The sequence below is a fragment of the Bacillus sp. FSL K6-1366 genome (assembly GCF_037976695.1).
Classification (GTDB): domain Bacteria; phylum Bacillota; class Bacilli; order Bacillales; family Bacillaceae; genus Bacillus; species Bacillus subtilis.
Window position 1 is genome coordinate 2,752,503 of record NZ_CP150268.1, and the last position, 24,919, is coordinate 2,777,421.

At 40.3% G+C, this 24,919-nt stretch carries 25 protein-coding genes and 2 pseudogenes; 14 read left to right on the top strand and 13 right to left on the bottom strand.

Annotation, left to right across the window (positions count from 1 at the left end; translation table 11 throughout):
• The first annotated feature begins 121 nt into the window (after nt 1–121).
• Entirely contained in the window at nt 122–1,513 is a 1,392-nt protein-coding gene (locus MHI44_RS14445; RefSeq protein WP_015252735.1) for a PLP-dependent aminotransferase family protein, read from the top strand.
• A 194-nt stretch (nt 1,514–1,707) separates the two neighbouring features.
• Entirely contained in the window at nt 1,708–2,133 is a 426-nt protein-coding gene (locus tag MHI44_RS14450; RefSeq protein ID WP_003234221.1) for a MaoC family dehydratase, read from the top strand.
• Between the two features lie 52 nt (nt 2,134–2,185).
• On the opposite strand, the gene MHI44_RS14455 is transcribed toward MHI44_RS14450, so the two are convergent.
• Both MHI44_RS14455 and MHI44_RS14460 read right to left on the bottom strand, forming a co-directional pair.
• Nucleotides 2,186–2,758: an alpha/beta hydrolase gene (locus MHI44_RS14455; RefSeq protein WP_015252734.1), complete on the bottom strand. Its 573-nt coding sequence runs from the start codon at nt 2,756–2,758 to the stop codon at nt 2,186–2,188.
• A gap of 81 nt (nt 2,759–2,839) precedes the next feature.
• Nucleotides 2,840–3,169, bottom strand: coding sequence for a winged helix-turn-helix transcriptional regulator (locus MHI44_RS14460; protein WP_015252733.1), 330 nt, complete (start codon nt 3,167–3,169; stop codon nt 2,840–2,842).
• A gap of 252 nt (nt 3,170–3,421) precedes the next feature.
• Here MHI44_RS14460 and MHI44_RS14465 point away from each other — a divergent pair, with 252 nt between their 5' ends.
• Complete coding sequence (locus MHI44_RS14465) at nt 3,422–4,294, top strand: YitT family protein (protein ID WP_080528966.1); 873 nt, start codon at nt 3,422–3,424, stop codon at nt 4,292–4,294.
• A gap of 148 nt (nt 4,295–4,442) precedes the next feature.
• Here MHI44_RS14465 and MHI44_RS14470 read toward each other — a convergent pair whose 3' ends face one another.
• A complete protein-coding gene (locus tag MHI44_RS14470; protein ID WP_003242640.1) occupies nt 4,443–4,829 on the bottom strand; it encodes a winged helix-turn-helix transcriptional regulator in 387 nt (128 codons plus the stop codon).
• 110 nt (nt 4,830–4,939) lie between these two features.
• On the opposite strand from MHI44_RS14470, the gene MHI44_RS14475 reads away from it, so the two are divergent.
• Nucleotides 4,940–5,533 carry an NAD(P)H-dependent oxidoreductase gene (locus MHI44_RS14475; protein WP_041850771.1) on the top strand — a complete coding sequence of 198 codons (594 nt, stop codon included), beginning with the start codon at nt 4,940–4,942 and terminating at the stop codon, nt 5,531–5,533.
• A 142-nt stretch (nt 5,534–5,675) separates the two neighbouring features.
• Here MHI44_RS14475 and MHI44_RS14480 read toward each other — a convergent pair whose 3' ends face one another.
• Nucleotides 5,676–6,863: an MFS transporter gene (locus MHI44_RS14480; protein WP_339202240.1), complete on the bottom strand. Its 1,188-nt coding sequence runs from the start codon at nt 6,861–6,863 to the stop codon at nt 5,676–5,678.
• Between the two features lie 205 nt (nt 6,864–7,068).
• Between MHI44_RS14480 and MHI44_RS14485 the strand changes: the two genes are divergently transcribed.
• The 5 genes and pseudogenes from MHI44_RS14485 to MHI44_RS14505 all read left to right on the top strand — a co-directional run bounded on the left by MHI44_RS14485 (nt 7,069) and on the right by MHI44_RS14505 (nt 11,226).
• A complete protein-coding gene (locus MHI44_RS14485) occupies nt 7,069–7,665 on the top strand; it encodes a TetR/AcrR family transcriptional regulator (RefSeq protein WP_080348090.1) in 597 nt (198 codons plus the stop codon).
• 631 nt (nt 7,666–8,296) lie between these two features.
• Nucleotides 8,297–8,632 carry a metal-responsive transcriptional regulator AseR gene (aseR, locus tag MHI44_RS14490; RefSeq protein ID WP_015482851.1) on the top strand — a complete coding sequence of 112 codons (336 nt, stop codon included), beginning with the start codon at nt 8,297–8,299 and terminating at the stop codon, nt 8,630–8,632.
• Nucleotides 8,633–8,644: 12 nt separating this feature from the next.
• Nucleotides 8,645–9,952: an arsenical efflux pump membrane protein ArsB gene (locus MHI44_RS14495; protein WP_015252728.1), complete on the top strand. Its 1,308-nt coding sequence runs from the start codon at nt 8,645–8,647 to the stop codon at nt 9,950–9,952.
• 58 nt (nt 9,953–10,010) lie between these two features.
• Nucleotides 10,011–10,257, top strand: a pseudogene (locus MHI44_RS14500) (hypothetical protein).
• Nucleotides 10,258–10,450: 193 nt separating this feature from the next.
• A pseudogene (locus MHI44_RS14505) lies at nt 10,451–11,226 on the top strand (GNAT family N-acetyltransferase).
• A 56-nt stretch (nt 11,227–11,282) separates the two neighbouring features.
• Here MHI44_RS14505 and MHI44_RS14510 read toward each other — a convergent pair.
• The gene (locus MHI44_RS14510; RefSeq protein ID WP_339202244.1) at nt 11,283–12,203 is read right to left on the bottom strand and encodes an EamA family transporter; all 921 of its coding nucleotides are present in this window, start codon (nt 12,201–12,203) and stop codon (nt 11,283–11,285) included.
• Nucleotides 12,204–12,335: 132 nt separating this feature from the next.
• Between MHI44_RS14510 and MHI44_RS14515 the strand changes: the two genes are divergently transcribed.
• Entirely contained in the window at nt 12,336–13,784 is a 1,449-nt protein-coding gene (locus tag MHI44_RS14515) for a PLP-dependent aminotransferase family protein (protein ID WP_015252725.1), read from the top strand.
• Between the two features lie 117 nt (nt 13,785–13,901).
• On the opposite strand, the gene MHI44_RS14520 is transcribed toward MHI44_RS14515, so the two are convergent.
• A complete protein-coding gene (locus MHI44_RS14520) occupies nt 13,902–14,525 on the bottom strand; it encodes a flavin reductase family protein (RefSeq protein WP_029725823.1) in 624 nt (207 codons plus the stop codon).
• Nucleotides 14,526–14,613: 88 nt separating this feature from the next.
• Between MHI44_RS14520 and MHI44_RS14525 the strand changes: the two genes are divergently transcribed.
• Entirely contained in the window at nt 14,614–15,294 is a 681-nt protein-coding gene (locus tag MHI44_RS14525) for a winged helix-turn-helix domain-containing protein (protein ID WP_014478969.1), read from the top strand.
• A 79-nt stretch (nt 15,295–15,373) separates the two neighbouring features.
• On the opposite strand, the gene MHI44_RS14530 is transcribed toward MHI44_RS14525, so the two are convergent.
• The 3 genes from MHI44_RS14530 to MHI44_RS14540 form a co-directional block, all read right to left on the bottom strand.
• Nucleotides 15,374–15,817 carry a carboxymuconolactone decarboxylase family protein gene (locus MHI44_RS14530; RefSeq protein ID WP_014478970.1) on the bottom strand — a complete coding sequence of 148 codons (444 nt, stop codon included), beginning with the start codon at nt 15,815–15,817 and terminating at the stop codon, nt 15,374–15,376.
• A gap of 85 nt (nt 15,818–15,902) precedes the next feature.
• Nucleotides 15,903–16,082, bottom strand: a complete 180-nt coding sequence (locus MHI44_RS14535; protein WP_010886421.1) for a hypothetical protein — start codon at nt 16,080–16,082, stop codon at nt 15,903–15,905.
• Nucleotides 16,079–16,222, bottom strand: a complete 144-nt coding sequence (locus MHI44_RS14540) for a hypothetical protein (RefSeq protein ID WP_014478971.1) — start codon at nt 16,220–16,222, stop codon at nt 16,079–16,081. The genes MHI44_RS14535 and MHI44_RS14540 overlap by 4 nt, the downstream gene beginning before the upstream one ends.
• A 255-nt stretch (nt 16,223–16,477) precedes the next feature.
• On the opposite strand from MHI44_RS14540, the gene ydfH reads away from it, so the two are divergent.
• The 3 genes from ydfH (at nt 16,478) to MHI44_RS14555 (ending at nt 20,625) form a co-directional block, all read left to right on the top strand.
• Nucleotides 16,478–17,701 carry a two-component system sensor histidine kinase YdfH gene (gene ydfH, locus MHI44_RS14545; protein WP_015252722.1) on the top strand — a complete coding sequence of 408 codons (1,224 nt, stop codon included), beginning with the start codon at nt 16,478–16,480 and terminating at the stop codon, nt 17,699–17,701.
• On the top strand, nt 17,694–18,335 hold the full coding sequence (gene ydfI / locus MHI44_RS14550; protein ID WP_003244318.1) for a two-component system response regulator YdfI: 642 nt from the start codon (nt 17,694–17,696) through the stop codon (nt 18,333–18,335). The genes ydfH and ydfI overlap by 8 nt, the downstream gene beginning before the upstream one ends.
• A 115-nt stretch (nt 18,336–18,450) precedes the next feature.
• Complete coding sequence (locus MHI44_RS14555) at nt 18,451–20,625, top strand: MMPL family transporter (protein WP_319621875.1); 2,175 nt, start codon at nt 18,451–18,453, stop codon at nt 20,623–20,625.
• Between the two features lie 410 nt (nt 20,626–21,035).
• Here the strand turns inward: MHI44_RS14555 and MHI44_RS14560 are convergent, their stop codons facing one another.
• The 4 genes from MHI44_RS14560 to mneP all read right to left on the bottom strand — a co-directional run bounded on the left by MHI44_RS14560 (nt 21,036) and on the right by mneP (nt 24,737).
• Nucleotides 21,036–21,938, bottom strand: a complete 903-nt coding sequence (locus tag MHI44_RS14560; protein ID WP_003234180.1) for a carboxylesterase — start codon at nt 21,936–21,938, stop codon at nt 21,036–21,038.
• Nucleotides 21,939–22,140: 202 nt separating this feature from the next.
• Entirely contained in the window at nt 22,141–22,830 is a 690-nt protein-coding gene (locus MHI44_RS14565) for a DUF554 domain-containing protein (protein WP_015252719.1), read from the bottom strand.
• Nucleotides 22,831–22,919: 89 nt separating this feature from the next.
• A complete protein-coding gene (locus tag MHI44_RS14570; protein ID WP_003234177.1) occupies nt 22,920–23,732 on the bottom strand; it encodes a MerR family transcriptional regulator in 813 nt (270 codons plus the stop codon).
• A gap of 111 nt (nt 23,733–23,843) precedes the next feature.
• The gene (gene mneP / locus MHI44_RS14575; RefSeq protein ID WP_015252717.1) at nt 23,844–24,737 is read right to left on the bottom strand and encodes a manganese transporter MneP; all 894 of its coding nucleotides are present in this window, start codon (nt 24,735–24,737) and stop codon (nt 23,844–23,846) included.
• Nucleotides 24,738–24,919: the final 182 nt, after the last annotated feature.

Here is a 24,919-nt window from a genome sequence, read left to right on the forward strand (position 1 = left end):
TCTGTATTTTCTTAACAAAACCAATAGCTTAGGATTACAATGACTATAAACTGGAATTGGCCTTTTATAAACAGCCAGTTTTCATAAAAAAATGCATACCAGTTAGGAGAACAACGTGCAAATGGATATCACGCCTTTTTTGAATAGAACTCTGGATATTCCGCTTTATCAGCAGCTTTATCGGTATTTTAAAGAAAATATGCATCGGGGCCGTATTCAAAAAGGAATGAAGCTTCCTTCAAAAAGACTTTTGGCGAATCAGCTTTCCATCAGCCAAACGACTGTAGAACGTGCCTATGAACAGCTCGCTGCTGAAGGTTATATTGTGAGCAAGCCAAGAAGCGGGTGGTTTGCTGATTATCATGATTCTGATTTTGCTTATGATAGAATGCCGAGCACAACACCCATTCAACAAGAAGCAGAAGCAAATAAACAATGGATTGATTTTCATTATGGAAATGTAGATTCTTCTTACTTCCCTTTTTCCGCATGGCGAAAAAGCATGGTCAATAGCTTAGACCAATATGGACACGAGCTTTATCGGCCGGGACATGTTTTAGGAGAGTTTGAGCTGAGAACACTCATTGCAGAGTACCTGTATCAATCTCGGGGTGTTCATTGCGGCCCTGAACAAGTGATTATAGGTGCCGGGAACCCTATTCTGCTGCAAATCTTGTGCCAAGTTTTTGAGCCGAATATTTCTATAGGGTATGAGGATCCTGGTTATCCAAGAGCACGCAAGATTTTTGAAGCCAACCGCATGAATATTGTTCCTATACCAGTCGATGCTGAAGGAATCTGTATACAGAAGATCAAAGAACAGCAGCCAAACCTTGTATATGTCACACCTTCCCATCAATTTACGCTGGGAACAATCATGACGATCAACAGAAGAATTCAGCTGCTCAAATGGGCGGCCGAAAATCAATCCTTTATCATAGAGGATGATTATGACGGGGAATTTAGGTACACAGGACAGCCGGTTCCTTCTCTGCAAGGGCTTGATCAGCATAACCGTGTCATTTATATGGGCACTTTTTCTAAGTCTCTTTTGCCCTCGCTGCGTATCAGCTATATGATTCTTCCTTCGCCTCTTTTAAAAAAGGGGCATGAAATCACGTCCTTATATAAGCAGACAGTGTCCTGCCACAGTCAGCTAACCCTAGCTGAATTTATAAAAAATGGAGAGTGGCAAAAACACATCAACAGAATGAGAAAGCTTTACCGCAAAAAAAGAGCCATTGTATTAGAGGCAGTGCAAAGGGAATTAGGAGAGCATGTCAGAATCCGCGGAGAAAACTCTGGGCTTCGTATCTTACTTGACGTTTATTTGCCATTTGGTGAAAAAGAGTTAATTGAGAAGGCGAAAAAACATGGAGTAAAAATTTATCCTGTTTCTCTTTCTTATCAACATCATCCTCCTGCAAAAACGGTCTCGCTCGGGTTTGCAGGGGTTTCTGAATCCGACATAAGAGAAGGCATAAAAAAACTGAAGGCTGCCTGGAAGATATGAGGGAGCTTTCAGTTTAGCAAAACGGCCAAGTGACGGAACTAAGTGTTGAGAGCTGTTCAATATTTTTTAAGTATATGATGAGTGCCAGCAGTCCAGCCCACGATATGTCTGTTTAGCGAAAAACAGAATTTTTTATTTGCTCATCACAGTGCTAAAATAAACAAAATAGACAATTGAAAAATAGAGGTGTAAGAATGAAGTTAGATGAGTTTACAATTGGCCAGGTCTTCAAAACGAAATCATTAAAAGTATCAAAAGATGATATTATGCGGTTTGCGGGTGAATTTGACCCTCAGTATATGCATGTAGATGAAGAAAAAGCGAGTAAAGGCAGATTTAATGGAATTATCGCTTCCGGCATACAAACACTGGCCATATCTTTTAAACTTTGGATTGAAGAAGGTTTCTATGGAGACGATATTATAGCCGGAACAGAGATGAATCATATGACATTCATAAAACCTGTATATCCGGATGATGAATTGTTTACAATTGTTGAGGTTCTTGATAAGCAGCCAAAGAGAAATGAATTGGGAATACTCACAGTATTGCTATCTACTTATAATCAAAAAGAAGTAAAAGTGTTTGAAGGTGAGTTATCTGTATTGATCAAACGATAACTCAGAAAGCCCGCTTTTCGCGGGCTCGATTGAAGCAGATGGGTGAAAGATGTTAGCGAGTTTCCTTTGAAAAATAAGAGGTTAAAACATCATAAACAATAGGCAAAGAAGTAAATCCATCATCTTCTAGAAAATGACCTCCGTGCTGAATTTCATATAACGCAGCGTCAATTTGTTGTGCCAGATCCTTGCTGAATGAAAAAGGCACAATTTGGTCGTCCTTAGAAGCAATGACAGCACGGTGCTTCGCGGACTCGATGATTTTTTGATGATCAAACGATCCCTGTGTAAATTCATCTAACATCTGTAAAGTGGGCAACGATTTGGCAAAGCCGGAAACAAGTATGATTCCGCCAAGCTGTTTTCGTAATTGAATATGTTCCAAAAATCTCAAAATGGCAGGGCACCCTAAGCTGTGCGCAACCAAATACGTATTTTCGTGTAAAGTGTGCTGATATAAAGAGAGTGTCTCCAGCCAATCCTCAAGTCTTGGCTGGAGCGGATTAGGCATGTTTAAAATGTCTGCTTGGACCCCATCTGCGAGCAGACGTTTTTTCAACCAAGGGAACCAATGATTTGTTGAGGAGGCTCTGTAGCCATGAATGATATAGACTTGTTTTGTCATTATTTCCTCCTAAGAAATATTTTCATTCAGTATAAAATTCCTCTCATTGGGAAACAAGTACGCACTTTTTTGTAAGTAGCTTTACATATGAGGCACTCCTTGTGCCATTCCCCACTTACACATCTCACCTATGAGGGGATACAAAGATCGCCCTCTGTCAGATAACGAATACTCTACTTTCAGTGGGGTTTGAGAAACCTCAGACCGATGAATAAGGCCGTCAGTTTGCAATTCCTTAAGCTGTGCGCTTAACATTTTATGGGTGATGAAGGGCATAGCCCTTTTCAGCTCGCCGTATCTCATCATTTTTTCACACCCTAACTCATAGAGTATTCTCATTTTCCATTTGCCCCCTATAAGAGACAAGGTGTATTCAAATGGGGCTTGTTTACTGCGGCACAGGCTATCCATGTAATCGAACCTCCTTTTTAAGGTATCATATCAGAATAATTCAGGATTTTCGGTGTTGAAGTTTGAGGGCGATTCGCGATCTGAACTGAAAGGAACGCTTGCTCAACAGGCGGCACGGTACATGAATGTTCTAAGTCAAAGAGGGTTACCTTACTGTTAATTACTTTATTTAAAAAAACGCATGTTTTTAGCTGAAAATATCTATTATGGTATATTTAAATATAACGAAATATTTGAGAAATGAGGAATGGTATGAATACACCCAAAAAACATAAGAAATTTAAAGCGAAAATGATTTTCCAAATCATCATGGTTATCATTGGAGGAATCATAGCGGCGTATGGACTAGAAACAGTGCTCATTCCAAACAGTGTATCTGATGGAGGGGTGACGGGTCTTAGCATCGTTGGTTCACAGCTATTCAACTTGCCGCTGGGGATTTTGATTGCAGTGATCAACATTCCATTTGTCTGGTTAGGATATAAGCAAATAGGGAAAAGCTTTGCATTATTATCAATTATCGGAATCGTATCGCTTGCCGCGGGGACAAGCTTTTTCCACCACACACCCGCTATCATAGAAGGAGATACCCTGTTAATTACCGTTGTCGGCGGGATTATCCTTGGATTCGGAATGGGGCTGGCGCTGCGTAATGGCGGCGCATTAGATGGAATTGACATGCTTGCTGTGCTGCTATCCCGAAAACTGCCATTCGGAACGAGCGATCTCATTCTATTCTTAAACCTATTTGTGTTTATTTTTGTTTCCACAGTATTTGGCTTACAAGGGGCATTGCTTTCAGTCATTGCTTACTACATTGCATCCAAAGTGATTCATGTTGTGGAGGAAGGCTTAAGCGGCTCTAAAACCTTTCAAATTATTACAACCCAACCTGAATTAATGGTAGAGACAATACGTGATCAATTAGGCCGAAGCGCCACATATAAAGAAGCTTACGGGGGTTTTTCCCACGAGAAATTTAAAGAAATCACATGTGTCATCAACCGTTTAGAAGAAACCAAACTAAAGGAAATTATTAATGATATTGATAAATCCGCCTTTGTCACCGTATATGACGTAGCTGAAGTGAAGGGCAGCAATTTTAGAAATCTTAATCATCACTAAAAAATAGAATGACCTTTTTAACCGTAACTGACATGCCGCGGGTAATTTAATCAAAAACACTTTTTTGAGGGCTTGTGGGTGTCACCAGTGAAGGTCTGAATCATAAAAATACCAAGGGAATCAAAACCCTTGGTATTTTTTCTGGTTATTAGATTTTATCTTCAGCTTTACGTGCTGCTTCGAGCTTATCAATCCTGTCTTTATATTTTTCTCCCCAGTCCTTCATGTGCAGGATAACAGGTTCTAATGTTCTTCCAAACTCAGTTAAAGAGTATTCGACTTTTGGAGGGACCTGTTTATAAACCTCGCGGTGAATCACGCCATCCCGTTCCAATTCTCTTAATTGCAGCGTGAGCATACGCTGGGTAATTTTGGGGTATAGTTTTCGAAACTCATTAAACCTTTTTTTACCGTCAATGAGATGATAAAGAAGAATGCCTTTCCACTTACCTCCGATGATATCTAATGTTGTCTCCACCGGACATCCTTCAAAGTCATCAGAAGAATAATCAATGCCGAGTTTACGATTTCTCAAGCTGTTCACTCCTAATAGTATACTTTTTGATACTATATACATTCAATGTGCGTACTTTTTATATATTAATATACATCATATAATGATGTCACATCTAAGGAATGAAAGGAATGGATCATATGAAAACACTCGTACTCGTTGTACATCCGAATATAGAATCCTCTCGTATCAATAAAAAGTGGAAAGAAGCCGTTTTAAGTGAACCAAATGTAACTGTCCATGATCTTTATGAAAAATATCGCGATCAACCAATTGATGTGGAATTTGAACAACAGCAGCTCCTGGCCCATGACCGTATCGTTTTTCAGTTTCCATTATACTGGTACAGCAGCCCACCGCTTTTAAAACAGTGGTTTGATGAAGTGTTTACGTTTGGCTGGGCTCATGGTCCCGGCGGAAATAAATTGAAGGGGAAAGAGTGGGTAACTGCCATGTCCATCGGTTCACCTGAACACTCTTATCAAGCCGGCGGATATAACTTGTTTTCGATAAGCGAGCTGACAAAACCGTTCCAAGCATCTGCCCATTTAGTAGGCATGACCTATCTGCCTTCCTTTGCCGAATATCGCGCCAATACAATCAGTGACCAAGAAATTGCCGAAAGTGCGAATCGGTATGTAAAGCATATTACAAATATAGAATTAAACCCGAAGGTTCGCCTGCAAAGATATTTGAAACAGCTGGAGGGTGTCGATTTAACATAAAGATTGATTTTGGAAAATCCTGTACTCACCAAGCAGGATTTTTTCTTGTTCAGCAGAGGGATTTTAACATATAGCGAAAAAAGAAGAAGCCACCAAAAATAAGCTATTTGCTTGGTCCTGACTGCTTATTTTTGGTGAAAGATTATTTCTCTGTGGCGAAATAAAGCAAAGCGATGACCGGAAAAGCGATTCCAATCCATAATGCTGTACTCCATCCGCCTGAGGCATATGCCCATCCTCCAATTGATGACCCTATCGCACCGCCTAGAAAGAAGATCGCCATGAATAATCCGTTTAATCGACTGCGAATTTCAGGCGCCAACGAAAAAATAGCACGTTGACTGAGCACAAGGTTTGCAGATACACCCATATCTAACAGAATAGCTGCGGCCACTAGAACTGTTATACCGACGGGGGAGCTGCTCTGAATCATGAGCGGCATTAATAAAGAGACAACGACAACAACGAGAGCGATTCCAGTGGCAAGCCTGGTTAAGCCTCGATCAGCCAGCCGGCCGCCTATTGGTGCAGCGACTGCACCCGCAATGCCCACCAATGCGTAGAGTGCTATTGCCTTCTGAGAAAAATGAAAATCAGGACCCGACAATAATAAAGGAACGGTAGTCCAGAACAAGCTGAAAGCTCCAAATACAAACGCATGATAGATGGCACGGCGGCGTAAGACTGGAGTCGTGCGCAGCAGCTTCCACATTGAACCGAGTAAGGCAGTATAGTTTGTATTTGCTGATGGTTTTCTGGCAGGAAGCACTTTTGATAATACGATGGCCAGGACAACACTTACCACGGCGGACAAAGCGAATATTGCATTCCAACCCCAGATATCAGCGACTAGACTAGATATCGGACGGGAAAGCATAATACCGAGTAATAAGCCGCTCATGACATTGCCAACAACCCGGCCGCGTGCAGCGTCTGATGCAAGGTATGATGCAAATGGAACAAGCACTTGGGCTGCGATTGATCCCAATCCGACGAAAAACGCAGCTGCTAAAAACAGTGTTCCATGCTTCACAAATGCTGTTAGTGTCAAAGCCGCTGCGCTTAGAAGGAGCGATACAACAATAAGTTTTTTGTTTTCGATAATATCTCCTAAAGGGACAAGAAATAGTAAGCCGGCAACGTATCCGATTTGGGTGAGTGTGACGATCAATCCAGCACTGCCTGGAGAAAGTCCAATTGCCTTACTAATTAATCCGACCAAGGGTTGTGCATAGTAAAGATTAGCAACAATGATACCGCATGCTGTTGCGAGAAGAAGGGTTAAACTGGGTGAAATCCTCTGACCTGCTTGTTTGTTTCCATTAGCCATAAGAATGAACTCCTTTTTAAGTTGTTTTTTGAGTGTAATCATGACTTCTCAACACAAGTGATTTTATAAACTGAACGTTCAGTTTTGCCGATTAATGAAAATAATATACTAAACGTTCAGTTTTGTAAATGGGTTTCTGTTTTCTTTTTTATTCAGGTTAAGTATACTGAACGTATAGTTTATATTTCGGAAAGGAATGATTCATGTGCAGAGTAAACGAGGGCGGCCGCGTGATGAAGGAACACATAAGGCGATTCTCTCTGCAGCCTATGGTCTATTGCTGGAAAAAGGCTTCGATGCGGTGACAGTCGATAAAATTGCCGAGCGTGCGAAAGTGAGTAAAGCAACGATTTATAAATGGTGGTCTAACAAAGCTGCCGTTATCATGGACAGCTTTCTTTCGACAGCGACGGACAGGCTGCCTGTGCCTGATACAGGGTCGTCAGTACAAGATATAGTAACCCACGCCACGAATTTAGCTAGGTTTTTGACAAGCCGGGAAGGAACCGTTATTAAGGAATTGATAGGTGCAGGGCAGTTGGATGAAAAATTGGCAGAAGAATATCGCATGCGATTTTTCCAGCCTCGCCGCCTCCAAGCGAAAGGCCTTCTAGAAAAGGGAATTCAGAAAGGTGAATTGAGAGAGAATCTTGATATTGAAGTAAGCATAGATCTCATTTACGGACCAATTTTCTATCGTCTGCTTATAACAGGGGATGAGGTGAATGATTCCTATGTGCATGATTTGGTGATGAACGCGTTTAAGGGAGTTCAAGCTACCTCTGCTACAGAGAGTATGTAGCTGATAAGAACTGCAAAAGCTGCGGATTATATGACAAATTGGTTCTCTCTAATCGCACAGTGAAAGATAAGATTTTTGTTGCTGAGCGGAATCGAGGGAAAAGTTCTCTTATCGGATGTCGAAAAAGAAGTCATTCAATCGTGAATACATAACATCATATTATTACATTCCTTTTCATCGATTGGAACAAGGGTTCTATACTTCAATGGAATATCGCAAAGTTGGAGTATTTAAACAACAGGGGAAAATCGATGGCCATTATGTAGGTGTCATGGCAATGGAAAAAATACTTGCAATGTAAACAGGCCTCTAAAGAGACCTGTTTTTTAATATCCAGATGATTGTCTAGTTTCAGCTTGGGCTCTATGACTACTCCCATAACTGAAATAGTCTAATATTTATACCGGAATATTTGATGTTCCAAATATAAGGGATTGTTTATATAAATAAAAGTTTATATAATGACGTGGGCGCTAAGGAAACGCGGGGAGCGACTCAGGTTTTCGTTTTCGAAGTTTTGATCCTTAAGATATACGGAGCGCTACATATGGAAACGTAAAGGGGAATGTATAATCATTTGGCGTGTATATAACGATTTGCTTATATATTGATTTGGGAAGGAGGAGCTCATATGACGATTGATGTTGCGGCGATGACTCGTTGTTTGAAAACACTTAGTGATCAAACTAGGCTTATAATGATGAGATTATTTCTTGAAAAAGAATATTGTGTCTGTCAATTGGTTGATATGTTCGAAATGAGCCAGCCCGCCATAAGCCAGCATTTGCGGAAATTAAAAAACGCAGGTTTTGTGAATGAGGACAGAAGAGGCCAATGGCGTTATTATTCAATAAATGGTTCCTGTCCTGAGTTTGATACATTGCAATTGATCTTACATCAAATTGATCAGGAGGATGAATTGTTAAACCATATCAAACAAAAGAAAACTCAAGCGTGTTGCCAGTAAGGAGGCATTAGATTGACATCAATGATTTTGGCAGTATTCATCTTTTTATTAACTCTAGTATTGGTCATATGGCAGCCGAAAAATTTATCTATAGGGTGGTCAGCCTGTGGAGGCGCAGTTTTAGCTCTAATAGCAGGTGTTGTCAATTTTCATGATGTGTTAACTGTGACAGGGATTGTTTGGAATGCGACATTGGCTTTTGTGGCCATCATACTGATATCGTTAATTCTTGATAATATCGGTTTCTTTGAATGGGCAGCGCTTCATATGGCTAAGGCTGCAAAAGGATACGGTGTGCGGATGTTCGTTTATGTATCTCTATTAGGAGCTATTGTCGCCGCGTTATTTGCAAATGACGGTGCAGCTCTTATATTGACACCAATCGTATTAGCGATGGTCAGAGCATTACATTTTAATGAAAAATTAGTTTTTCCTTTTATCATTGCCAGCGGATTTATTGCGGATACCACTTCGCTTCCTTTAGTAGTGAGCAATTTGGTCAACATTGTTTCAGCGGACTATTTTCATATTACGTTTATTGATTATGCATCCAGAATGGTTGTCCCGTACCTGTTTTCGCTGCTGGCGAGCATCATTGTACTTTACCTTTTCTTTAGAAAAAGCATACCAAAACGCTATGATCTGACTGAGGTTAAAAAACCTGTTGAAGCAATTAAAGATCAAAACATGTTCAGACTGTCATGGTATATCTTAGGGCTGCTGTTAATTGGATATTTTGCAAGTGAATTTTTTTCTATCCCTGTATCAGTGGTAGCGGGCAGCATTGCAATCATTTTCTTAATCGCTGCGCAAAAGAGTCCGGCCGTCCATACAAAGAAAGTGGTGAAAGAGGCGCCATGGGCTATCGTATTCTTTTCAATTGGCATGTACGTTGTTGTGTATGGTGTCCGAAATGCCGGATTAACGGATGTCCTTTCAGATGTGATTCAAGCCGCAGCTGATCAAGGATTGTTTGCTGGGACAATTGGAATGGGCTTTATTGCGGCGATTCTTTCTTCCATTATGAATAACTTGCCGACTGTTATGATTGACGCATTGGCGATTGCCGGTACAGATACACATGGGATGATGAGAGAAGCGCTTATTTATGCAAATGTGATCGGTTCAGATTTAGGGCCTAAAATAACACCGATTGGTTCCTTGGCGACATTATTATGGCTTCATGTTCTTTCGCACAAAGGTATGAAGATTTCCTGGGGCACGTATTTTAAAACAGGAATTATCCTCACGATACCCACTTTATTGATCACACTTGTCGGCCTGTATATTTGGCTGCTGATAATCCATTCTTGTTTCTAAAAGGACAAGGTCACTATATCAAGGAAAACAATGCACTGGTAACTCTTGCCGCAGCCAAATGGCTGAAGGGTGGGGGAGAAAATACCTTGGGGACAAGTGGAATGAGTATAGCGCTGAAATCGAATGTCATGGATGACATCTGAAAGCTGTCAAAGCTATGAAAGAAGCAGGGATTGATATTTCAAATCAAACATCGGATAAATTTGATGATCCGGCAAAAGCACACGGAACAGAAGAAGTGTTTCCAAAGGGTCCGTGATGAAATTGGTGACCGTTTAAAACAGTTTGCTGTAACTGGGGAATAAAGAATCGATATATTCAGCGTTTCCTTGGGTTATATAATGCAATGTGTTGTTCAACAGGTGTCTGCGAGCTGAGTGCAGACACCTGTTTTTGTTTTTATTTGTCTGAGATTCGTAACAGGGAAGTTATTTAGCTGGTGACAGAGGAAAATTGATTTGTGAACAGAATCATGAAGGAGACGGTGTTTTAAAGGAGTTGTCTGTTTTGCAGGAATTAACAAAAGAAAAATACAGTAGCTTAAAAACAATGTTTGATGACAAATATTGTCCACATTTGTCTATTCAATATTAGACCAAACCATTCCGGGAGCTGTTTATGCAGATGATCAAACCTTTCCTAAATCGTTTTTTATAGGAACTGAATCAGGCATTTATTTTATTGCGGGAGACCAAGGGAATCGGGATTTTCATGATTTCATTGCAGGATATTATGAAGAACAAGTGAAATCATCAAAACGATTTACCTTGTTTTCTTCCAGTGATACATGGGATAGCGTACTGAAACCCATACTGAAAGATGACTTGAACCAAATGAGAAGAGCTGCATTTTCTTATCAACCAAAATCTTTCAAAAAGACTTTGCAACTGCCAAAGGGTCTTGTATTGAAAAGAATAGACGAAGACATCATTTCACACAGCACAGCGTTTAACAGCGCGTATTATGAGGAGTATTGGGATTCTGTCTCACAGTTTGCTTCAAAAGGTTTTGGGTTTGCCGTATTACATGGCAATCATGTAGTAAGTGAGTGTACTTCTATATTTTTAGGGCATAATCGAGCGGAAGTGGATATCTATACACTTGAGGAATATAGAGGACTGGGGTTAGCTTATTGCGTAGCAAATAGGTTTATAGCGTTTTGTATTGAAAATGGGATTGTTCCTAGCTGGGATTGTGATATCTGCAACAATTCGTCCATTGCATTAGCAGCTAAACTAGGGTTTACGGAATACACTATTTACTACACTGGCTAACCTTAATGAAAGAACCTTAAAAGGAGATACCAACCGATGTTGGTATCTTTTTTGTTTTAGAGTTTTTTTACCCTTTTAGCAGAAAAATGGGTGATGAAAATCTTATTCATTTTATTTACTTTTAGGTAGGTAAAACATACCCCGCCAACTGTAACCACTCCGCCTAGCAGAGAGAGCAGTGTGGGTATTTCGCCGATCCAGATCCAAGATATGATCAAGGCTAAAGCCGGTGTAACATAAAGTGAAAGGGTTGCTTCTGAAGCACCGACGAGTGAAGTGACATATGCTAGTGCGAAGTAAGGAATAACCGTCGGCAATAATCCTAAGTAAACGATAGACAAAGTTGCGCTTATTGAAGCGTTCATCATCTCTTCGCCTAAGCCTGGCAGAAACACAAGCATAGGTATTGTTCCGCCCCAAATGGTGAATGTAACGAATGGAATAAAACCATATTTTTTTATATAGCGGGCTTGAAAAACGAAATAAATACTCTCCGAAAATGCTGCCAGCAGGATGACCAAGATACCGCTCATTGAATATGTAAAGTCTCCCGCCCCAAATGCAATCAATAATACACCCAATAAACTGATCATAGAGCCAAGCCATTTCGTAAATCCAAAATGCTCTTTATAAAACAGGCGGGATAGCATGGCTGAGAAGATCGGTGCCGTAGTAACGAGTAAGCTTGCAACTCCGGCACTAACTGTTTTTTCACCGATGTTCAGCAAAATGTGATAGAGTGCAAATCCTAAAAACCCTAAAAGAAAAATGGCAGGAATGTCTTTCAAGTCGGGTAGGTGCATCTGAGTCAAAACAGCAAAAAGCAATAATGCCATAGAGCCGATTAACAAACGAAATAAAGCAAGGTGTTCTGGTGTGTACCCTTCTAGTCCTGCGCGAATTCCCGGAAAAGCAGATGCCCATAAACCAATCATGAGACTATGAGATATCATTATTTGAACTGTTTTCTTTCGCATTCCTCTCACTCCTCTTTACAAAAACCAACCAGTTATTTAATGTGGTTTTATATTAATAAAGATTTGGTGATATGGCTTCAACCAGTTAAACGGATTTTGACCCAACCAATTTATTTTAAGGAGACCGATTCTATGAGCTTTCCAGAAGAAAAAAAGATGAAAAAGCTCCCTAAGTACAGACAAATCGTTCATTTTATTAAAGAGAAAATAGGAAATGGAGAGTGGCCGATTGGAAGCAAGATTCCAAGCCAGCGCACGCTTGCAAAAGATTTTCAGGTAAATCGGAGCACAGTGATTACAGCGTTAGAGGAATTGATGGCCGATGGGCTAATAGAAGGCACAATGGGGAAAGGCACAGTTGTTATCAACAACACATGGACACTGATGGCTAAGAATTCTGCTCCCGATTGGGATCAATATGTCACCTCTGGCATTCAGATGCCAAGCCGAAAAATCGTTCAAGAGATAAATCAATCAGAATCAAATACAGACCTTATACAGCTCAGTAAAGGTGAACTTTCAGCTGAGATTTTTCCTTTGGCTGTTATGAAAGAGATGATGGGGAAGGTATCTCAACACATGGAGGCATTCGGATATGAAGAACCAAAAGGTTACTTACCTTTGAGGGAGGCATTAAGCAACTATTTAAAAACCATTGGAATCAACGTCTCATCTTCTTCCATTCTGATTGTCTCAGGAGCGTTGCAAGCCTTGCAGCTGATATCAATGGGGCTGTTACAAAGAGGATCAACCGTTTATCTTGATCAGCCCTCCTACCTTTATTCATTACACGTATTTCAATCAGCTGGTATGAAGCTGACTGGACTTCCTATGGATAATGAAGGACTTTTGCCTGAAAATGTTCATTTAACAAGAGGAGAGCGGGGAAGGGCTATCTTATATACAAATCCATGTTTTCACAATCCGACTGGTATTCTTATGTCTAAAAAGCGACGGGAAGAAATCCTAGCAGTAAGTGAGAATACACAGCTTCCTATTATTGAAGATGACATTTATCGTGAGTTATGGATCGATGAAATTCCGCCATATCCTATTAAAACAATTGATAAAAATGGACACGTACTGTACATAGGAAGTTTATCGAAAACATTAAGCCCAGGTTTGAGGATTGGATGGATCGTCGGACCGGAACCGGTGATTGAACGTTTATCTGACATTAAAATGCAAACAGATTATGGATCCAGTTCGCTATCCCAGAGAGTAGCGGCAGAGTGGTTTACTTCCGGCCAATACCAGCAGCATGTAGAAAAGGTTAGGCAGCAATTAAAGGTGAGAAGAGAATTGGCCTTGAGTGCTTTAGAAACTCATTTGAAAGATGTGGCGACATGGAATATCCCAAAAGGAGGATTTTTTGTCTGGATAAAAATATTGCCTTCCATATCAATGAAATTACTTTATACTAAAGCCTTATCAAAAGGGATTCTGCTCAATCTCGGCAGTATCTATGCTCAGGAAAAAGGGAATTATATTCGCTTATCATATGCTTATGCATCTCTTGAAGACCTTCAAAAGGGGATTTATGAGTTGGGTTTAATGATAAAAGAATTGGCAAGCAGGTAACTTTTATATCCTTAAATGGATGTTTCACTAAAAAAGAGATCAAGCCTAATGATCGCTTGATCTGATAATAACAAGGGTTACTAGAATAGATCAAATCATGGTTCGGTCTTAAAATGATCATGTCTCTGAGCGAAAAGTCTTTCCGACTTCTCTTCCTAAACCAAAGTAATGTCTGAAATTATAGATAAGCGGGCTCCATTTGGAAGGGTTGATATGGTTTTCGTCTAGTATAATACTTTCCTCGGCATGAAAATGTAGTGCCTGCGTCTCTACAATTGCGAATGACGATTCATATTCTGGAAGCCGAATGTGTTTCACTTCGGCTTCTATTTGGATAGGGCATTCTTTGATTCGTGTTGGTGATACTGTTTTTGATTGTAAAGGCGTTAACCCTGCTGCCTCGTATTTTTCTTTTTTATATGTAAATCCGAGCTGCTTCTTTAAAGGCGGTATGCTTTTTTTTCCGCTATAAGATGAAATTCTTTCAATGTTTTCCCATAATTCCGGGCCAGGCAAGTTTATGACACACTCTTTGTGTCTTTCCAAATTGTCGATGGCTTTTCCTCCCAGTCCTACTCCAAGGATTATATAATGTCCAAGAGCCCAAGAAGAAGACATAGGACTAATATTAGTGGTTCCATCCTCATTCAATGTGGTTAGAAGAAATGTCGAGGTACCATAATACATGATCTTGGGTTTGATTTCCTTAAATCGACGAGTGTCTTGTTTTTTGATGTCCAACGTTTTTTCCTCCTTTCACGCTTACATTTATATTGTAAAGGATTAACATTTCAACTATCATCGAAATATGAATGTAAGGAGGAAAATCATGAATCCTAATATTGCAAAAATCTCTTCGTTGCTATCAGATCCCTCGCGTTCTTCCATTCTTCTCAGCCTGATGGATGGAAGGATACACCCTGCGGGAGAGCTTGCATATCTCGCTAACATTAAACCTCAAACCGCCAGTTTTCACCTGAATAAATTGCTTGAAGCAAAGCTGATTAGCGTAGAGAAGCATGGGAGACATCGGTATTACAGATTGTCTGACTCAGATGCTGCAAATGTGATCGAACAATTGCTTCATATTGCGCCTAAAGCAAAAGTCAAATCTTTAAAAGAGTCAAAAGAGAAAAAGGACTTGCATTTCGCCCGTACCTGTTATGATCATTTGGCAGGTTATGTGGGCGTGCAAATGGCACATTCACTAGTTGAGCAGGGGATGTTAAAAAAAGTTGATTTAAACTTTGAGGTGACTTCAGAGGGTGCTTTATTCTTTTCAAAGTTAGGCATCAATGAAGAGCAACAACGGAATAAGAGGAGAGCTTTTGCCCGCTGCTGTTTGGATTGGAGTGAACGGCAGCATCATATTGCAGGAGCATTAGGAAACGCCCTATTGGTGCGCATGTTAGAAGAAGAATGGATCGTTCGTATGCCTAAAACGAGAGCGATTAGGATTACACAAAGCGGGAAAATCGCGTTTGAAAAGCACCTAAACGTGAAGATTTAGGACTTTGAAGCGGAAACACCAGATGATGAGGCACGATATCTAGGAGGAGTAAGATTTGTTCTAATCTTACTCCTTCTTCTTATTTTGAAGCAGCTCGATTCCCCATTGCAATAGAGATGCGGTTCCAACTGTTTATTTGATTAATGATGAGAACAAGGTCAACATATTGTTTTTCATCATAATGTTCCCGCACCCGATGATATAGCTCATCAGGAACCCTTTTAGATGGAATGAGCGTGATGTGTTCAGATAGTTCGAGAGCCGCTTTCTCTTCAGGTGAGTAAAAATCACATTCATTCCAAGCATGTAAACAGTAAATTCGCTGTTCAGTTTCCCCCATTTTGCGGGCATCGGACGTATGCATATCTATGCAGTAGGCACAGCCGTTCATTTGAGAGACTCTGATTTTGATTAGTTCTCTCGTCGTTCGGTTAATTGAGGATTGTTTCGTGTATTTCTCCATATCCATCATGATTTTCATACCTTCAGGTGCAATCTCATAGTAGGACACTCTTTGACTCATAAGGCAAGACTCCTTTCCATAGAATACCTAGATTGTATCCCGGTATTGATCATTTTACCAATGTGCGGTTTGAATGACAGCTGTTTCAGCGTCTTTTGGAAAGAAGCTTCTTTGAATAAAAATAAGGGTAGCCAGCAATGATGAGTGGAGCTGCTAATGCAAGCAGTATCCATGAGCCTGATTGGCTGTCTCTAGTGACTCTAATGAATATATAAGTACCGATCAGAAAATATAATAAAGCACCTAGAAACCAATACATGTTCAATCCTCTTTTTCCTTGCTTTTTGGTTGCGCATTTTTGTCTGTCATATGGCTTAATCGATCAGGGTTCTGATTTTTTAATACCTTTTCGGTCCGGATTCCTTTTCTCTTTAATGATAAAATTGTGAGATCAATCGATTTCAATGATGATCATTCCTTCAATGAATAGTAAGTTCCTTATGATTTTGAAAAGATAAAACGTACATAGAGGCAGAACGTTCATGTACGTTTGGGCAATGATCACTTGTTGGAAACTCTAATGTTTCCCTGCACCTGATATTGTTGTGTTCCTTCTCTTCCTATAAAATGATTGGATACATGTATGTTTGCACGTTGAAATATGGGTTCGATTTTCATGAATCTCTATTCGGTGAAACAGGTAAAGGAAGTGGATAAGGTTTGCTTATAAGGAATCCTTTTAAAGATAAATATTACTCACATGATAGGCGGGCATTAAACATGCTTGCACTCAGAGTGCCGGGCCTGGCTTTTATTCTCATGATCTATATAGCCTCTATCGTGCTGCAATTTGTTTCTGGGGGCTGGTCCATTTTATTGCTTTATGCGTTTACCATATTAATCGCCATTTTTGCTTTGCTTCATTGGCACTCATATCGCTGGGTTAAGAAAAGGGTGGTTCTGTATTTTGTGATACAAGGTTTGATCACCTTTACACTTGCTAATCTCATGACTGGCTACCTTATGCTGGTCATCATTGGCCTTTATGCATTTTTGATTGGACAGATTTTAGGAATGGCAGACAGAAGAAGGACGATTCCCATTCTTTATCTATTGCTGCTGCTGGTCATAAATTCGGCGTATCACCTTCATAAAGGTGAAGTTTTGCATTTTATTGTTATTGCTGCGCCGATCATGATTGTCATCATCACTTATGCCGCAACATTTTTTGCCCAAGTCGATGAAAAAATAAAAGCTCAATTGACTCTTGAAAGGCTGGAGCTGGCTCATCAGCAGGTAGAACAGCTGACGCTGCAGAACGAAAGACAGCGGATGGCCCGAGACTTACACGATACGCTTGCTCAAGGTCTTGTCAGTTTAAATATGCAGCTGGATGCGATTCATGTTCATCTCGCCAAAGGCAACACAGAGAGAGCGAAGGAAATCATACAACAATCGATGAAAAGAGTGAAAAGCACATTAGCTGATGCACGTTCAGCTATTGACGATCTCCGCAGCAAATCAGAAGAAATCGGTGTTTTAAAAGAAAGAATTACCTCGCTAATGGATCATTTTATAGAGTCGACAGGCATGGCTTGTTTATTAGATTACAGATTGCATCAGGTGCTGGATGTGCGTACAGCTGAAAACTGTTATTACATCATTGGAGAATGCATGACGAATGCGGCAAAGCATGCTGAGGCGAAAACAATCTGGATATCCATTTGGGATGATGAAAAGGGAAGGCTCCATTTAACAGTTAAGGATAACGGCAAGGGATTTGATGTTGAAAAAGGAAAGAAAAAGAGAGGACATTATGGGCTTCTTGGCATACAAGAACGCGTCAGGGCAATAAATGGCCAATTCAATATCAAGAGTACAAAATTGAAAGGAACACAAATTGAGATCACTGTACCAATTCAGGGAGAGATGCAAGATGAATAAGGTTTTAATCGTTGATGACCATCTTGTCGTGAGGGAAGGTCTGAAGCTTTTAATTGAAACGAATGATCAATACACCATTATAGGAGAGGCGGAAAATGGAAAAGTCGCAGTCCGTCTTGCAGATGAATTAGAACCGGATATCATTCTGATGGATTTGTATATGCCGGAGATGAGCGGGTTAGAGGCCATTAAACAAATAAAAGAAAAACACGATACCCCCATCATTATTTTGACTACATATAATGAAGATCACTTAATGATCGAAGGGATTGAATTAGGAGCGAAAGGATATCTGTTAAAGGATACGAGTTCAGAAACCCTTTTTCACACAATGGATGCAGCGATCAGAGGAAATGTGCTGTTGCAGCCTGATATCCTCAAACGTCTGCAAGAAATCCAATTTGAGCGGATGAAAAAGCAGCGCAATGAGACGCAGCTGACAGAAAAGGAAGTCATTGTTCTAAAAGCAATTGCTAAAGGTCTTAAAAGCAAAGCGATTGCCTTTGATTTGGGCGTCTCTGAGCGAACAGTAAAGTCCAGATTAACGTCCATTTACAATAAATTAGGCGCGAATTCAAGAACTGAGGCAGTAACGATTGCCATGCAAAAAGGTATTCTGACAATAGACAACTAAACTGCATATTTGAAAATTGCCCAAACGTACATGCCCGAATGTACGTTTTTTTCATTTCATTGTCAACTACAATGAGAAAGAATGTGATCAAGCAATGTGTTGAAAGGAGATTATCATGTCAAAAATGTTATATACATTAGGAGGATGGGTTGCTCGCAATCGCATAAAAGCAATATGTGCGTGGATCGTTGTGTTAGTTGCTGCGATAGGCCTTGCAGTCACCTTGAAACCAAGTTTTTCTGAGGATATGTCCATACCTGACACACCTTCGGAAAAAGCGATGGATGTGATTCAAAAAGAATTTCCTCACGGTCCTGATAAAGGGAGCATACGGGTTATTTTCGGTGCTGGTGATGGGGAGAAACTTACTGGGAAGCCAGCAAAAAAAGCAATAGAAGATACGTTCAAAGAAATCAGTAAAGATGATTCTGTTGACTCGATTGCAAGTCCTTTTGTGACAGGGACAATCGCGAAAGATGGCACAGTTGCCTATGCTGATATCAAGTATAAATCATCAGCAGATGATATAAAGGATTACTCTATCAAACACTTAAAAGACAGTTTGAAGCTGGCTGATGATGAAGGATTGCAAACTGAGCTAAGCGGAGATGTACCGGGAGCCGAGATGGAGATAGGCGGTGTCTCTGAAATTGTCGGCATTATCTTGGCTTTTGTCGTTTTAGCCATTACATTCGGTTCTTTATTAATAGCAGGTTTGCCGATTTTAACTGCAATGATTGGTTTAGGTGTAAGTATTGGACTGGTTTTGATTGGGACACAAGTATTTGATATTGCTTCCGTCAGTCTTTCATTAGCCGGAATGATTGGCCTTGCTGTTGGTATTGATTATGCTTTATTTATTTTTACGAAACACCGCCAGTTTTTAGGCGAAGGCATACAAAAGAATGAATCAATTGCGAGAGCCGTGGGAACAGCGGGAAGCGCAGTCGTTTTTGCCGGACTTACTGTTATCGTTGCACTTTGCGGATTGACTGTCGTTAACATTCCTTTTATGTCTGCGATGGGGCTGACAGCAGGGCTTAGTGTACTGATGGCTGTTTTGGCTTCAATCACACTTGTGCCTGCGGTCTTATCGATTGCAGGGAAGCGGATGATTCCGAAATCAAACAAGAAAATAGAAAAACAAAGCACTGAAACAAATGTCTGGGGACGCTTTGTCACCAAAAATCCTATCATTCTAAGTGTATGCAGCATTCTGATTTTGATCGTCATTAGTATACCATCTATGCATTTGGAACTGGGCTTGCCTGATGCTGGGATGAAAGCTAAGGATAATCCGGATCGCCGGGCATATGACTTGCTTGCCGAAGGCTTTGGAGAAGGATTTAATGGCCAATTAACAATCGTAGCGGATGCCGCAAATGCTACAGAAAATAAGGCGGAGGCTTTCGCAGATGCAGTGAAAGAAATAAAGGGTTTAGACCATGTAGCAAGTGTCACCCCTGCAATGCCTAATAAAGAAGGGAACTTTGCCATCATTACGGTCGTTCCGGAAACAGGTCCAAATGATGTCACAACGAAAGATTTGGTACACGATGTACGCAGTTTGTCAGATAAAAACGGAGTAGATTTGCTTGTAACTGGATCGACTGCAGTGAATATTGACATTTCAGATCGCCTGAATGATGCGATACCGGTGTTTGCTGTACTTATTGTTGGATTTGCGTTTGTATTGCTGACCATCGTTTTCCGTTCGCTGCTTGTGCCGCTTGTTGCTGTTGCAGGTTTCATGTTGACGATGACAGCCACTCTTGGGATTTGTGTATTTGTCTTGCAAGACGGGAATCTCATCGACTTTTTCAAAATACCTGAAAGAGGGCCGATACTCGCGTTCCTGCCGATTTTATCTATTGGGATTCTGTTCGGGTTAGCCATGGATTATCAAGTATTCCTCGTCAGCAGAATGCGTGAAGAATATGTAAAAACAAAGAATCCAGTACAAGCCATTCAGGCTGGATTAAAACACAGTGGTCCTGTTGTTACAGCAGCCGGCTTGATCATGATCTTCGTTTTTGCAGGATTTATCTTTGCAGGCGAAGCTTCTATTAAAGCCAACGGATTAGCACTTTCCTTTGGTGTGCTCTTTGATGCCTTTATTGTAAGAATGACACTGATTCCAAGTGTCATGAAGCTGATGGGGAATGCAGCCTGGTATTTGCCGAAATGGTTAGACAAGATTATTCCGAACGTGGATATAGAAGGGCATCAACTGACAAAGGAAATACAGCCGGAAATAGATCATGAACAAAAGAAACAAATCAGTGTGTAATAGAAAAAGCAGATCTTTTATGATCTGCTTTTTTGCTTATGGTAGTATTTAGAAGATGAAGTCGGCAGTTAAAAGGAGACACTTATGGCGCCATCACTCATTTTCGATATGGATGGAACTTTGTTTCATATTGGCAGAAGCTGATCATACTAGCAGGCATCCCAGGAGAAGTGACATGATTTTTTGACTTTGCATTCACTACTTGATGCCAAGGATCTTGAGAATCCTTCTTGAAAATAAAGGATTTTACAACTGATCATATAAGAAACCTAAAGAAACAAGCACACAAAACCAGCTGCGGGTTTTGTCCAAGAAAAATAGAGTCCATGAGAGAGACTCTATTTTTTGAAATGCCCGGCTAGAAGTATATTGCAGGTCTTTATGAATGCAAAACACTATCTTATAAGCCCTTACCGTGAAATGCCTGTTTCTGCATTGAAAAAACGCATTACACGTTCATTTACGTAAGCGGGTTGTTCCATCGATAAAACATGTCCGGCATTTTTAATGACTTCCGCCTCAATATCAGGAACGAATGAAGAGGCTCGGTGCAGGGCTGAGTGGGGATCATAGATGACTTCATGTTCACCAAGTAATAATAGGATAGGAACTCTTGCTGAACGTAATTCCTCATCGGTAAAAACATACGGAAATCCGTCTGCTTTAGGATTTGGATTTCTTGATCCATCCTGCCACATTACCCCTGCCTGAAACTGCTTCACAAAAATCGGGTGCAGCACATTCTGATCATTCATCATCCAATTTAAGAATGTTTCAACTCCATTTGACGCTGTAAGGCCAAGAGCGTATTTGTAGAAATCGTGATGAAATGGCAAAAACGTTTCTGCCGGACTCAGTATAGCTGCGCTTTTTACTCTCTCAGGCATACGTAAAAGGAAATTCATCGTATGGAGACCGCCAAGCGAAAGTCCGATCATGTGGGACTTTTCGATCCCCAGATTGTCAAACACATCAAGAAGCCAATTGGCGTAATCCGTTCTTGTACCGCTTACATTCTCAGGAATACTCTTGTTTTTATCACCTATGATATCAACTGCATAAGTTCTGTATTTGCTGCTCCAATCGGCGATGTTGGGATACCACATCGTCGAGCTGAATAATGCTCCGTGGAGTAATACAAGCGGCGGGGCATCCTCTGGGCCGCTTGCAATCACATGTGTTTGACCAAAACGAGTAGATATATAGAATGATTTGCAACGGACCGGCCAAAGACTAAGGCTTTCATTATAAGTTTGATAATAGCGGATACCGTTGTCACTTAATTCGGGAATACTAGATGAATGGTTTGACATACAAATGCCCCTCCCAACATTGTTTAAATGAATGTGCCGTTTCGTGATGGGGAATCTGATTTTGATATAACAGACTTTATTTACAATATAATACAGTTGTTGTTAGACGTCAAATCCAAGATAAAAAGGAAATAAAACGATTGGAACAGATTATTGAAAATCAATATAACAGAATATTAACCTCCTTTGTGGAGCCGCTTCATTAAAACCGCAATCCAAATGCATGAATCACAAAAATCACAACAGGAGGGATCAAGAGGGAAGGCAGCAAATTCAATGTTTTGAACTTCTTGATTCCAAGAATGCTTAGACCTGAACTGAGGATGAGTATGCCTCCCACAATTGTGATTTCATTAATAAGGTCTGTATTGATTGCGCTCTCCATTACTTTAGCAAATAAATAGATGGAGCCCTGCCAGGCAAATAATACAATGGCTGCAGCCGCTATTCCAAAACCAAAAGTTGAAGCGAGCACAATGGAGGTGATCCCATCTAACATCCCGTTTGTCAGGAGGTATGTATAATCTCCATGCAAAGCGGCTTCAACAGGGCCCAATATTGACAGCGAACCTATACAAAATAATAAGACCGCAGTAGATAAGCCCTCTGCTAAATTACTTTTAGAAAATTTGTTCACCAGCTTGTTGAATCGTAATTCTAAATTGATGATCTGGCCTAGCAAACCTCCAATGGCTAAACTCACGATGAATAGAATGGGATATTTACTATCAGGCAAATGCTGTGTAATGGCGTTGATCCCCAGCGCGACTGCAGCGAATCCCATTGCCTGCATCAAAATATCCTGGTATTCATCTTTAATGCCTTTTTTGAATATCCCTCCGATTATGCTTCCTGCAATGATCATCACTGTGTTAAAAATCGTTCCAAACATAAGCTTTCTCCTCCAAAAATCATTCCTGCATAAAAAATAAACCCTCTAGTTAGTAGAGAGTCAAGGGAGATCAAAACATATTCATGAGATTATTTGATGGGCAGCAGGATTTCAGTCACGTAATTATCTAGGTTATTCGTAATGCCATAATCAATGAGTGTGATTTCGATTGAGTCCCCTGCTACTTCATAATGATGTTCTTTCATATATGCCAGTAATTTTTTGTAGTATGGTTCGGCTTCTGGATGTGACCCTTTAAACCTAATTTGCAGATATTCTCTTGAAGGAAAGATGATTTCTGAAGAAGTTTTTTCATTTTCATCTTCAAGAATCATAAATATACTGGAATATTTGTCAAACTGTTTTGCTTTCACATTTGCTGCAGAAATGGATAAACCGATCTTGCCTATGAATATATCTTCGTTTACATTCAGGTGGGTTCTCAATTCAGCTAACGAATGTTCGATATCATGACCGAGAACATATTCATGCTGCAAGTAAGCCACACGCATTGCGGGAAGTTTGATTTTTGAAATTTGATGTAACGGCATGTTAACGGCATCTTCTATATGTGTGATGCGTCGGGAGATCTTTCGTTCGATGCGTTCCAATTCTTTCTTTTTGCGATCAATTTCAGCCTGCTGGCTTTTTAGTAAATGAAGAAGAGTGTTTGTATTTTGAGAGTTATAAAAATCAAGAAGCTTATTGATTGGCAGGCCTAGGGCCCTCAAATACTTGATGGTATCAAGCCGCTCAAACTGTTGGGTAGAATAATATCTATAGTTCGTTTGCTCATCTTTATATTCCGGTTTCAAAAGGCCGATTTCATCATAATACCGAAGAGCAGAGATTTTCACATTGAATAACTTTGACACTTCTCCAATCGAAAAAAATTCCTTCATTCTAACAACCTTTCTGTGCCTATGATTGATATACACACATTATATAGTACGGCGAGTTCTAAAGGTAAAGTTTGCATCATAAAGAAAAAGCTCCTTCTAAAAAGGAGCTTTTCACTCTTCGAAATAAGGATTTACATGGATGAGCACTTCTTCTACATCTGAAAACTGTCTTTTGATTTCATTTCGAATTTCGCGGGCAATATCGTGTCCCTGCTTAATTGTCAAATCATGATCCAAAGATAAACGGACATCAAGCAATTTATAGTGGCCATGTTCTCGCGCGCGGATTCTATCAATTCGTTTTACTTGATCACATTGAAAAATAACAGCTTTATATTCCTCTATCAGCTCGGGATCAACACTCTTTTCCATGAGCACATCAACAGACGGCCTGATTAATTCCATTGAAATCTTAAAAATGAGGTAAGCAACGATTGCACTGGCAATGGCATCGGCGTACAACAGATAGGACCATCCGCGGGTGTTTCCGATGATAGCCAACAGGACGCCGATAAAAGCGGCAAGAGAGGCAACGATATCGCCTTTATGATCGTACGCAATCGCTATAATCGCTTTGCTGTTCCATTTTTCCCCTTGCTTTATAGAATAACGATATAAGATTTCCTTAGCCACGTACGAAATCAGAGCCGCAAACAATGCGCTGTATTGGGGAACGCTTGGCCCTTTAACAAAGGACAGAATCGCTTCTATGAGGATATAAACGGATACGATCACTAAGATAATTCCTACAATCGCCTCACTAATGACTTCAGCTTTTCCGTGACCAAAAGGATGGTCTTGATCGGGCGGTTTATTGGAAATTCCGATCACTGCCAAGACTGCAATCGAAGCAACGACATCTGCCGCGGAATGTATTCCGTCTGCAAACACGGCTTCACTATCGCCTACCAGCCCAAAAAAGACCTTTCCTGCCATTAAGATCAGATTGGCGATCAATGCAATCAAAGCAACTTTTCTGCTTATTTGTTCTCTTTCACTTGCCATTTTTTCCTCCTATAAAACTGCACAAAAAAATAGGAGTGCTCTATATACGCTCTCCGTATCCTTTCCTGTGTAATCACTTTGCTTATCATACCAATTCAATTTCGAGTGGGTCTACAGCAACGTTGTTTCCTGTTTACTAATAAATAAGGTGACAGAAAAAAAGTTGGAGCTGTGCTAAAAGG

What these genes read in the sequence shown, in the direction of transcription:
- MHI44_RS14445 (WP_015252735.1), top strand. Translation starts at nt 122, where the DNA reads ATGGATATCACGCCTTTTTTGAATAGAACTCTGGATATTCCGCTTTAT.
- MHI44_RS14450 (WP_003234221.1), top strand. Translation starts at nt 1,708, where the DNA reads ATGAAGTTAGATGAGTTTACAATTGGCCAGGTCTTCAAAACGAAATCA.
- MHI44_RS14455 (WP_015252734.1), bottom strand. Translation starts at nt 2,758, where the DNA reads ATGACAAAACAAGTCTATATCATTCATGGCTACAGAGCCTCCTCAACA.
- MHI44_RS14460 (WP_015252733.1), bottom strand. Translation starts at nt 3,169, where the DNA reads ATGGATAGCCTGTGCCGCAGTAAACAAGCCCCATTTGAATACACCTTG.
- MHI44_RS14465 (WP_080528966.1), top strand. Translation starts at nt 3,422, where the DNA reads ATGAATACACCCAAAAAACATAAGAAATTTAAAGCGAAAATGATTTTC.
- MHI44_RS14475 (WP_041850771.1), top strand. Translation starts at nt 4,940, where the DNA reads ATGGATCATATGAAAACACTCGTACTCGTTGTACATCCGAATATAGAA.
- MHI44_RS14480 (WP_339202240.1), bottom strand. Translation starts at nt 6,863, where the DNA reads ATGGCTAATGGAAACAAACAAGCAGGTCAGAGGATTTCACCCAGTTTA.
- aseR (WP_015482851.1), top strand. Translation starts at nt 8,297, where the DNA reads ATGACGATTGATGTTGCGGCGATGACTCGTTGTTTGAAAACACTTAGT.
- MHI44_RS14510 (WP_339202244.1), bottom strand. Translation starts at nt 12,203, where the DNA reads ATGCGAAAGAAAACAGTTCAAATAATGATATCTCATAGTCTCATGATT.
- MHI44_RS14515 (WP_015252725.1), top strand. Translation starts at nt 12,336, where the DNA reads ATGAGCTTTCCAGAAGAAAAAAAGATGAAAAAGCTCCCTAAGTACAGA.
- MHI44_RS14525 (WP_014478969.1), top strand. Translation starts at nt 14,614, where the DNA reads ATGAATCCTAATATTGCAAAAATCTCTTCGTTGCTATCAGATCCCTCG.
- MHI44_RS14530 (WP_014478970.1), bottom strand. Translation starts at nt 15,817, where the DNA reads ATGAGTCAAAGAGTGTCCTACTATGAGATTGCACCTGAAGGTATGAAA.
- ydfI (WP_003244318.1), top strand. Translation starts at nt 17,694, where the DNA reads ATGAATAAGGTTTTAATCGTTGATGACCATCTTGTCGTGAGGGAAGGT.
- MHI44_RS14555 (WP_319621875.1), top strand. Translation starts at nt 18,451, where the DNA reads ATGTCAAAAATGTTATATACATTAGGAGGATGGGTTGCTCGCAATCGC.
- MHI44_RS14560 (WP_003234180.1), bottom strand. Translation starts at nt 21,938, where the DNA reads ATGTCAAACCATTCATCTAGTATTCCCGAATTAAGTGACAACGGTATC.
- MHI44_RS14565 (WP_015252719.1), bottom strand. Translation starts at nt 22,830, where the DNA reads ATGTTTGGAACGATTTTTAACACAGTGATGATCATTGCAGGAAGCATA.
- MHI44_RS14570 (WP_003234177.1), bottom strand. Translation starts at nt 23,732, where the DNA reads ATGAAGGAATTTTTTTCGATTGGAGAAGTGTCAAAGTTATTCAATGTG.
- mneP (WP_015252717.1), bottom strand. Translation starts at nt 24,737, where the DNA reads ATGGCAAGTGAAAGAGAACAAATAAGCAGAAAAGTTGCTTTGATTGCA.